The following is a 10,386-nucleotide window of genomic DNA, read 5'->3' on the forward strand; positions in this document are numbered from 1 at the left end:
GGCCCTAGCCCGCCATCATCGCCTGCAACAGGGCGCGCTTCTGCTGAAAGACCATTCCGGCCTCGTGCTGTTCAAGGATGCGGCGGCGCGCCTCTTGCCGCAGGGCGGCGGCTTCTTCGGGATTGTCGAAGGCCCATGCGATCATCTCGGCGATCTCTTCGGGATCGTCCATGTCCACGATGATGCCGTTCTCCATGTCCTCGACCATCTCGGTCACGGGCGCCGTGTTGGACCCGATGATCAGCGCACCGATCGCCAGCGCCTCGGACAGCGACCACGAGGTGACGAAGGGTTCGGTGAAATAGACATGGGCGTGCGAGGCCTGCAGGACCTTTACATATTCCTCGCGCGGGCGCATCGAGTTCACATGGATGCGGCTGTGGTCCAGATCCAGCTCGGCCACCATCCGCAACCACCAGCTGTCGCCCTGCGGAAGCTGCTGGCCATACGAAACGCTTTCATTGGCCAGGATCACCGTATCGAAATCGTCGCGCTGGCTTTGCAGACGCTCCAGCCCGCGCAGGAACTGGGGAAAGCCGCGCAGGGGCTCCATTCCGCGGGTGGCATAGGTCAGCACCTTGCGCCCCTTGGGCAGGCGCACCCAGTCGAAATCGATCCGCGCCTCGGGGTCTGGGCTGTGCTTCTCGCAATCGACCCCGTCCGAGATCACCCGGACCTGCGCCCTCAGCTTGGGGGGAAATCGGCTCGCCTGAAACCGGGTCGGGCACCAATTGTCGTCGGCCAGGTCGAATTCGCCGCCGATCACCAGGTTGCGCATCCGGTCGCCGACCATCGTGACGTGATCGGCGGGCAGTTCGGCGCGCTGCTTGTCCCAGTTCCAGTTGCCGTAATACCATTCGTGATAGGCGATATAGCGGCAGCGCGGCCAGATCTGCTTGACCGACAGGCCGACGCCCCAGCCCACATGCGCCATGACGATGTCGGGGTGATACCCCTCGTCATGCAGCATCCGGTCCATCAACTCGGCCGCGCCCATGCAGTTGACGGCGGCGTAATCCAGAACATGCCGGAAATCGTGCCGCGGCAGGCCCAGATTGCGGGGCCGGAAATGGCGGATATGGATGTTGCCCTGCTTGCGGTCCTCTCCGTCCCCGGCCATCGCAAAGGTGACGTGCCAGCCCTGATCGGCCAGCCATTTGCCCAGAAACTCGAACTGGCCGAAGCCGCCGCGATGGAGGAACAGCACCTTGGGCGCTGCGCCGTCGAGATCGGGCGCGGCGACCGGTTGCGCGTCACCCTGTGGGGGCAGGGCGGTCATGACGGGGCTCCGTCCGGATCGGCAGAGGGAGCCGGCAGGCTCAGCCCGCCCAGATGCTGCGCGATCCCGTCGATCTCGTGCTGGCCCGCGATGGCGATCAGGCGCGCGGCGGCATTGGCAAGGGAGGGGCGCGAATGGACGCCGACATGGATCACGCCGCCCTCATGGGTCAGCGTGGCGACCGCCGGAAAGACGACCGACATCGCCCGCATCAGCGCGGCATCGGGGCCGGGCGCGCTGACGATCAGCGCGCCGCCATGCCCGTTCACGGCCTTGGCCAGACGGCGCAGGTTCGGGACCGGGTCCCCGCCGCTCAGCGCCGGATGATCCGAGGCAAGCAGGATCACGTCGTGACGCTGGCTCGGATCAAGCGGCATGCCTTCGGCATCCACCGCACCCTCGCTGACCGAGGGCACCAGCCCCATCAGGCCAAAGGCGTTGCGCGGCCAGCCGGGCGAGGCATGCAGCACCCGCGCCTGCGGAACCAGCGACAGCAGGGCCACGATCACGGGCGCGGAAACTGGCGACATCCACAGCGCGCTGCGCATGGTGGTAAAGGCGATGATCGCGGCCAGCAGGGCGCGATCATCCGCCGCCACGGGCCGCAAAGGGTGCAGCGGGTCGATCATCCCGACCGGGCGCAGCGCATCGTCCAGGATCTCGACACGGTCGCAGCCGACGGCGCGGATCGGGACATGCGCGGCCTGCGCATCGGCGCTGTTCGGCGCCGCGAAAAAGGCCGCCTGCATGTTGGCAAAGCGCGCCTTGACCTCGGGCTTGTCGCTGCGCAGCCAGATCATGTGCGACCCGGTGATCCAGTCGAAGGGCCGCGGCTTGTCGAACAATTCCAGCCCCTGTTGCGCCTGGATGGCCAGATCCTGCTCCAGCTCGACATTACGCGCCTGGCCCGACAGATCCTGTCCGGTCAGCGTGATCTTCTGGGCGCGCCAGACATTGCGGCGCAGCGGGCCGGTCTGGGGGTGATGCTCGCCCCGGTTCAGGCGGATGTCCTCGGCCGTCGACAGAAGCGGGTTCAGCAGATGCTGCACCCGGTCGCCGCGCTTGATCGACAGCAGCCGCACCGGAATGCCGATCGAGGGCGCCGACAGCACGCGTTCGCGATGCTGTTCCAGCATGTCCTCGAGGATCAGCATGGCCGAGCGTGTCAGCGCATCGCCGGTGCTGGCGGCGCCGACCCGCAGGCGCAGGCGGGGATCGTCGAAGGCAAGCTGCTGGAATTGTGTCACGCCGGACCTCCCTCATCGTTCGATGCCTCTGCGCCGCCGTCGCCGGCGCCGTCGGACTTGATCCGCTCGACCATGACGGCCGCGAGGCGGGCGGCGGTCATGTCCTCGTTCAGCGAGAAGGTCGTGATCGACGTGCCGAGCCGCCGTTCGACCTCCATCCGCAATTCCAGCGCCATCAGCGAATCCAGGCCATAGCGCTTGAAGGGGCGGTTCGGGTCGAACTGGTCGGGCGGCATGCGCATGATGCCCGACAGGATCGTGCGGAGCTCGTTCTCGACCATGGCAAGGGCCGCGGGCCATTCCAACCGCTTCAGCGTCTCGACCAGCTCGCCCGAGGGACGGGTGTTCAGCGCCGTTTCCGGGACCACCGCCCCGAAGGCCGCCGTCTGCAGCGCCGGCAGCATCGGCGCCAGCCGCGCCCAGTTGATCGGCGCCAGGCAATGACCGCGTTCGGTGCCGGTCGAGAGCGCCCGGTCCAGTTCCGCGATCACCTCGCTGATCCGCAGGAAGCCCACGCCATCCATTTTGGACAGCTGCGCGGCGACGGCGGCATTGCGCGTCAGATAACCCGTGTCGCGGATCGCACCCAGACCGATGGCCAGCGCCGGATGCCCCTCGGCGCGCAGCTGCGCCGACAGGGCCTCCATCGCGGCATTGGCGGCGCTGTAGGCGGCCTGCCCCGGATTGCCCAGATGCGCCGCGATCGAGGACAGGAACAGCACGTGATCGGGCGCCAGTGCACCCGACCGCAGCAGATCGGCCAGCGTCTCGGCAACGGTCAGCTTGGCGTCGATGACCTGCCGCGCCTCGACCCTGTCGAGATCGTTGAACAGCCGGTCGCGCAGCACCATCGCGCCGTGGATCACGCCGCCGATCCGCTGTCCGGCGGCTGCGCGCTCGGACAGGAAATCAGTCATCGCGGCGCGGTCGGTCCCATCGACGGCATGCAGGCTCAGCCGCTTTTCGCCGCGCGCCCAACGACCGGCGGCGCCCAGACCCAAGGCCAGATCGCCCGACCGCGACAGCAGATGGACATGCGCGGCGCCCCGGTCCAGAAGCCAGCGCGCCAGCGCCACCCCGACGCCGCCCGTGCCGCCCAGGATCACCCAATGGTCGCGCACCGGAAGCACGCGGCCCGTGCGGCCCGGCTGCGGCGGGCGGATGACGATCTTGCCGGTATGGCGCGCGGCCAGCATGTGGCGGAACGCCTCCTCGACCTCGGAGGGGCCGAAGCACGTCACCGGGATGGGCCGCAGCCGCCCCTCGGCAAAGCCCGCCGCGATCTCGCGCATCGTGGCCGCGACGCGGTCAGGATCGGCGGCAAGGCGCTGGTCCAGATCCATGCCGTGATAGGTCAGGTTGCGCGCGAAGGGGCGCAGATCCAGCTGCGAGCCTTCCAGATAGTCGCGCTTGCCCAGTTCCACAAAGCGGCCGAACGGCGCGAGGCATTCCACCGAACGCTGCATCGCCTCGCCATAGAGGCTGTTCAGCACCAGATCGACGCCGCGCCCGCCCGTGGCCGCCATCACGCCATCGACAAAGGTCAGATCCCGGCTGTTGAAGACCTGTTCCGCGCCGTAAGCCCTTGCCAGGTCGCGCTTTTCCGGCGTGCCGGCGGTGGCCAGCACCCGTGCGCCCCGGTCGCGGGCGATCTGGATCGCGGCCAGACCGACGCCGCCCGCGCCGCCATGGATCAGCACCGTCTCGCCCAGGGCCAGGCGGGCCAGGTTGCACAGGGCCTCCCATGCGGTGACGAAGGCGACCGGCAGGCCTGCCGCAGCCTCGGGCGCAACGCCCGGCGGCAAGGGCGACAGCGCGTCCTCGGGCAGGACCACATGCGAGGCAAAGGCCGAGCGCGCGAAGCCCATCACCAGCGCGCCTTCAGGCAGGCTGGTTCCCGGCCCGCGCCGCCGCACGATGCCGGCGCATTCCATCCCCATCCCGGCCCCCGAGGCGCCCGCCTCGAGGATGCGTTCCGACAGAAGGCCGCGCGCCGACATCACATCCCGGAAGTTCAGGCCGGTGGCCAGAACCTCGATCTCGACCTCGCCGCGCTGCGGACGCGGCCGCGCGACCGAACGCCATTCCAGCGTCTCGAGCCTCCCGGCATCGCGCTGCCGCAGCGCCAGGGCGGGGCCGGTCCGGGACAGGTCCGACACGCGGCGCACCCGCTCTCCGTAAAGGCCGTCGGGGGTGACATGGATCACCGGCTCGGCCTCGGACAGGTGCAGCAGCATGTCCAGCGAGGGCGGGTGCGGCGCGTCATGGGCCAGCGTGATCAGCCGCAGCGCGCGGTCGCCATATTCGTTCGACGCCGTGCGCACGGCGGAACGCAGCCCCGCGACCAGCGGGGCGAAGCCCGCATCGCCATCGGCATCGATCGCCAGCAGGATCAGCGGCGCCGTATCCTGCGGCGTCAGCGCCTTGAGCCGCATCAGCATCACGGTCAGGCTGGCCGGCACGCTGTCGCCCGCCTTGTGCCGGTGGACCAGCAGCCGGTGCGACGCCTTGGCCGGCGCCTCGGCCGCGTCGGGCAGAAGCGCAGCCAGATCGGCGGGCATGTCCTCGGGCAGAGGCTCCAGAAGCTGGGGCGTCGGGGCCTTCGCCGGTTCGGCCGACGATACCGGGCCGCCATGCCACAGGGCCAGCCGCAGGGGCAGGGGGCCCGCATTCAGCCAGCCGGTTCGGCTGCCATCGGGGGCCGGGCGGTCCGGGGTCAGATCGGGAATGTCCAGCGCAACGGCCAGCCCGCCCTCGGCCAGGGCTTCGAGGGGCGCGGCGGGGCCGACCGACAGGACCAGATCGGCGCTGCCCGGCTGCGGCGCCTCGACCAGCAGGGGGGCCAGATCCGGTGGCAGGACCTGCGCGATCAGGCCGCGCATCTCGGCATCGGGCGACCAGAGCGTCAGCCCGTCCAGATCCGCCCGTCCCCGCAGGCGGCGCAGCAAGGCAGGGTCGGGCAGGCCCGTCATCATCACCGACAGCCGCTGATCCGAAGGCCAGCGCGCCGCCAGAAGATCAAGGATGCGCCCGGCCTCGGCCCAGCACAGGCGCTGGCCCAGACCGTAAAGCGCGGTATCGCGCGGGTCGGTCCCGGCGCGGGTCATCGCCAGCGCGCGCAGGTCATCCGCCAGATCGGGGCAGAGATGCAGCACCGCCGCCAGCGTATCCGCATCGCCCTGCGGCGCGGCATGCAGCGCGGCAATGGCCTGACGCAGGGGGCCGTGCGCCGGGTCGCCCGCAGCGCCGATGCGCGCCAGCGCGGCGGCAGGCCGCGCCCCGCCCTTGGGCAGGCGCACCGGCTGATCGGGCAGGCGCAGCCGGACCCGGTGATCGGCGATCTGCATCGGCGCGATCCGCGTCGCCGCATCCAGCCGGACCAGCGTGAATTCGCCCTCGTCCAGCAGGGCGACCGGCTTGCCCGCCTGATCCTCAAGCAGGATGTCGACCAGAACCGACCGGCGGCGCAGGCGCGTCACGCGCAGGACCGCCTGAGCCGCCACACCCCCCGGCGCAAGCAGCCTCAGCCGCCCCATCCGCGTCGGCAAGAGGATTGCGCCCTCGCGCAGCGCATCGGCGATCTCGGCATGATCGGCGCCCGCCTTGCCCTCGATCAGGTTGCGCGCGACGGCGGCAATGCCGTGGAAGGCCGCGTCCAGGGCCGTGGGGTCCAGCGCGAAACGCTCGCCGGTCAGGCCCGGGGCAAGCGTCAGGCGCACCGCGTGGCGGCGGATCGCCCGCGCCCCCGTCATGCGGCGGAAGGCCGGCCCGTATTCCAGACCCCGCGCGGTCAGGAAATCATAGAGATCATCGACCGGCAGATCCGTCCCCGTCCGCGCGCGGGCCGGGGCCGGGACCTCGCCCGAGAGACGCCGCAGCACGCCGCGCGCCACCATCGTCCAGGCGCTGTCGGTCAGGCGCGGGCGCTGTTGCAGCGTCACGGCGCCGCTGGCCGGGTCGATGCTGGTGCGCAGCCGCACGCCGTCACCCTCGACCAGAGTGGGGGCAAGAATGTCGAAATGGCGCAGCTCGACCGGGCTGTCGGGCCAGAGCTCGGTCGCCGCGCTCAGCGCCATCTCGGCCAGAAGCGCGCCGGCCAGCACGATATTGCCGCCGACCTTGTGATCGGCAATCCAGCCGGGGCGGGTCGGGGTCATGTCGGTCATCCAGACCGCGCTGTCGCGGTCGGCGCGGCGCCCGACAAGGTTGCGGCGGCTTTCCTCGCCCCAGGCATCCAGCCCGTCGGGCGACAGGGGCGTGCGGTATTCGGCCTCGTCCCAAGGGTAATGCGGCAGGGCGGGAGCGGGGCCGTGTCGTTCTCCGGCCAGGCGCGCGCCTTCGATGGCGACGCCGCGGCTCCAGGCGCGGGCGATCACCGCATCGCGGGGGCCACCCTCGGCGGCCAGCTCGACCGGCAGGACATGGTCCAGCGCCGCGCCGCCATAGCGGGCGATGTCGCGGACATTGCCCTGGATCACCGGCGTCGGCGCCAGTTCGATCACCTGACAGGGGCCGTCGGCGCTCAGTGCCTGCAGGGCTTCGGAGAAGCGGACCGTGTCGCGCGCGTTGCGCCACAGATAATCCAGCGTGCAATCGCGCGGGGCAAGGATGCGCCCGAGGGCCGCGCCCCCGACTGTCACGCGCGGGGCCGCCAGCGTCAGGCCGCGCAGGTCGCGTTCGAACTGCTCGCGCAGCGTCTCGACCTGGGGCGAGTGATAGGGGATCTCGATCTTCAGCCGCACCATCGGCAGTCGCTTGCCCGCGACCGTCACCCGCGCCAGACGCGTCAGCGCCGAGACCGGACCCGCGACCGTCACCGAGCGCGGGCTGTTGATCGCGGCGATGGCCAGATCGGGTTCCGACAGGCCCTGGATCGCGCGTTCGACATCGGCGGCGGCGGCCGCGACCACGGCCATGCCGCCCTTGCCGCGCAATTGCTCGAAGGCGCGCGAGCGGGTGACGATGATCCGCGCGGCCGCGTCCAGATCGAAGCAGCCCGCCATGTGCAGCGCCGCGATCTCGCCCACGGAATGGCCGATCACCGCATCCATCCGCAGCCCGGCCTGCGTCAGGCTGTGCGCCATCGCCACCTGATAGCCGAAAAGCAGCGGCTGCGCCACGAGCGGGCTGCCGAGGCGATCGCCCAGATCCGGCGCATGGATCAGCCCGACAAGATCATCGACCCCCTGAGCCTGCATTGCGCGCGCCACATCGTCGAATGCCGCGCGGAAGACGGGATCCTCGCGATATTGCGCGACGCCCATCCCCGGCACCTGCGCACCATTGCCCGGAAAGGCCAGCACTGTGCGCGCCCGCACCAGCGCGGACTGGCCCATCATCACGCCCTCGGGCGCCTCGTCTTCGGGGTTCGCAGCGACTGCCCGCAGGCGGGTGCAGGTCTCGTCGTCCAGCGGCAGGGCCAGCCGGCAGGCCAGGGAACTGCGCGCGGCCACGGCCGCCGCCATCTCGGCGCGCAGCGGCGCATCGGCGGCCTCCAGCGCCTCGGCCCAGTCGGCGGCAAGCCTGCGCAGCGACGTCTCGGAGCCCGCCGACAGCATCAGCCAGCGCCGCGCCCCGACAAGGGCCGCCCCCGGATGCAGGCGGCGCGCCGGCGGATCGCAGCTTTCCAGCATCGCGGACACGTTCGTGCCACCGAAGCCGAAGGCGTTGACACCCGCCAGAAGCGGCCCATCCTCGGCCAGCGGCCGCAGAACGGTATTCACCTCGAGGTTCAGGCCGTCAAAGTCGATATTGGGGTTCGGATTGCTGAAATGCAGCGAGGCGGGCAGGGCGCGGTGCTGCATGGCCAGCAGCACCTTGGCGGTGCCGATCAACCCCGCCGCCGGTTCGGCATGGCCGAAATTCGTCTTGGCCGATCCGATCAGCAGCGGATCGCTGCGCAGCATTCCCATCGAGCGGCCGATGGATTGTGCCTCGACCGGATCGCCCACCTGCGTGCCGGTACCATGCGCCTCGTAGAAGGCCAGCTCGTCCGGGTCGCGTCCGCTGCGCGACAGGACCGCGTCCATCAGCTGCTCTTGCCGCAGGGGCGAGGGGACCGTCAGCTGCGAGGCCGCGCCATCCGTGTTCGCCCCCGTCGCCAGAAGCCGCGCGCGCTGCCGGGCCATCATCGCCTGCGCGGCGCGCGGGCTTTGCAGGACCAGCGCCACGCAGGCCTCGGACCGCACATAGCCATCGGCCGAGGCGTCGAAGGCCCGGCAGAGCCCGGTCGGCGACAGCATCCGCGCCTGCGAGAAGCCGACGAAACCGCCCGGCGACAGAAGCGCATGGACCCCGCCCACGATGGCGGTATCGACCTGCCCTGTCCTGATCGCCTCGCTGGCCTGATGCAGCGCGTAAAGCGACGATGCGCAGGCCGCGTCCATCGCATAGCTCGGCCCGCCGAAATCGAAGAAGGCCGAGACGCGGTTGGCAATGATGCAGAGCGTGTTGCCAAGCGAGAAGCTGGAACCCGACCGCGCCGTATCGGCGTAATAGAGGCTGATATTCTCGACCAGCGACGAGCCCACGAAGACCCCGGTGCGGTCGCCGGCCAGATCGGCGGGCGAGAGGCCCGCATCTTCGATCGCCTCCCAGACTGCGATCAGCATCATGCGCTGCTGGGGGTCGATATGGACCGCCTCGCGCGGGCTGATGCCGAAGAAGCTGGCGTCGAAATCGAACAGCCCGTCCATCTGGCCGGCCGCCAGCGTATAGGTCTTGCCGCGCCGGTTCTGGAACGGGTCCAGATACTGCGAGGGATCGAAGGTCAGGCTGCGCAGCGACGTCACCGTGCAGCGCCCCTGGGCCAGGGCGTCCCAGACGGCGGAGTTCCCCCGTGCGGAAGGCAGGCGGCAAGAGAGGCCGGTGATGATCGGGGTGTCGCTGTCTGTTGCGCTCGTTTCGACGCGGGGCTGGGTCATGGGCGGCTACTTTCGAAACGAGAACTACAGGAAAACCCGGCCCGGCTCAGAGCCGCATGAAATAGTTGCCGCCCAGATGCGTCGCGCCGCCCGTCCGCAGCACCATGTCGGTTTCCTCGATGGCGATGCCCGAGACCACGTTGAACATCAGCCCCTTGGACCCGCGCGGCGCCGACCATGCCCGCACGGCCATCATGATCCGATCCCAGATATAGCCGCCGATCGGGGTCGAGCGGATGTCGCTGCGGATATAGATCGTGTGCATGACCGTGATCCAGGTCTTGCGGCTGCCCATCATCGGGCAGAAGTTGAAATAGGCGAAGGCGACAGGCTCACCCTCATATTCGACATAAACCGCGCCGTGATAGCCGGTCTCGTCCTTGAGGTCGTTCACGACCTTTTCCAGTTGCGGCAGGTCAAAGGGCATGTCGGAAAAGATGCTTTCCTTGTGCATTTGACGCGCCAGCGGAAGCAGCTTGTCCAGCTCGGCGACATCCTTGCCGAACAGGATCTGCAACTTGCGGGCTTCCGACTCAGAGATCTTGGGTTCGCTTGTCATATTCATGTGTTAGCCCACTTTGCCGGATCGAGCAAAGTGGGCCATTCGATAAAGTTGACGACTAATGCTTACGAATAGAACGGGCGGTCGTTCTTGGCGTGGCGGGCTGCCAGCGAACGCGCCTCGCGGCCTTTCAGGAAGGGCACGGCGGTCTCCAGCGTGTCGGCCTCGCACATCGCGTCGAACTCGGGGAAGATCGACCGCAGCTCGGTCAGCTGGTCCTGCGACAGGAACGACAGGGCCTGCTTGCCAGGATAGAGGCTTTCGGCCTCGATGCCCTCGACGCTGACGATCTCGTGCTTGTCGAACATCAGGTGGAAATAGGTGACGTTCTGCGCATCGCCCTGGATGTCGATGCCCGCATAGCCGACCAGCTGC

At 69.4% G+C, this 10,386-nt stretch carries 5 protein-coding genes; all 5 read right to left on the minus strand.

Translation table 11 applies throughout. The annotated features are described in order from the left end of the window. Nucleotides 1-4: 4 nt before the first annotated feature. Complete coding sequence (locus QAR72_RS02120; protein WP_304615706.1) at nt 5-1,279, minus strand: glycosyltransferase; 1,275 nt, start codon at nt 1,277-1,279, stop codon at nt 5-7. Next, nucleotides 1,276-2,526, minus strand: coding sequence for a peptide deformylase (locus QAR72_RS02125; RefSeq protein ID WP_304615707.1), 1,251 nt, complete (start codon nt 2,524-2,526; stop codon nt 1,276-1,278). Before QAR72_RS02125 ends, QAR72_RS02120 begins: the two co-directional genes overlap by 4 nt. Then, on the minus strand, nt 2,523-9,449 hold the full coding sequence (locus QAR72_RS02130; protein ID WP_304615708.1) for a type I polyketide synthase: 6,927 nt from the start codon (nt 9,447-9,449) through the stop codon (nt 2,523-2,525). The genes QAR72_RS02125 and QAR72_RS02130 overlap by 4 nt, the downstream gene beginning before the upstream one ends. Before the next feature lie 46 nt (nt 9,450-9,495). Further along, a complete protein-coding gene (locus QAR72_RS02135; RefSeq protein ID WP_304615709.1) occupies nt 9,496-10,008 on the minus strand; it encodes a hypothetical protein in 513 nt (170 codons plus the stop codon). A 68-nt stretch (nt 10,009-10,076) separates the two neighbouring features. Continuing rightward, nucleotides 10,077-10,386: Hint domain-containing protein (locus tag QAR72_RS02140; protein WP_304615710.1), on the minus strand; the 310-nt coding region annotated here is incomplete at its 5' end.

The sequence above is a fragment of the Paracoccus sp. (in: a-proteobacteria) genome (assembly GCF_030604785.1).
Taxonomy (GTDB): Bacteria; Pseudomonadota; Alphaproteobacteria; order Rhodobacterales; family Rhodobacteraceae; genus Paracoccus.

Excerpts from the sequence above, each read along its gene's own strand:
- QAR72_RS02120 (WP_304615706.1), bottom strand. The coding sequence starts at position 1,279 with ATGACCGCCCTGCCCCCACAGGGTGACGCGCAACCGGTCGCCGCGCCC.
- QAR72_RS02130 (WP_304615708.1), bottom strand. The coding sequence starts at position 9,449 with ATGACCCAGCCCCGCGTCGAAACGAGCGCAACAGACAGCGACACCCCG.
- QAR72_RS02135 (WP_304615709.1), bottom strand. The coding sequence starts at position 10,008 with ATGACAAGCGAACCCAAGATCTCTGAGTCGGAAGCCCGCAAGTTGCAG.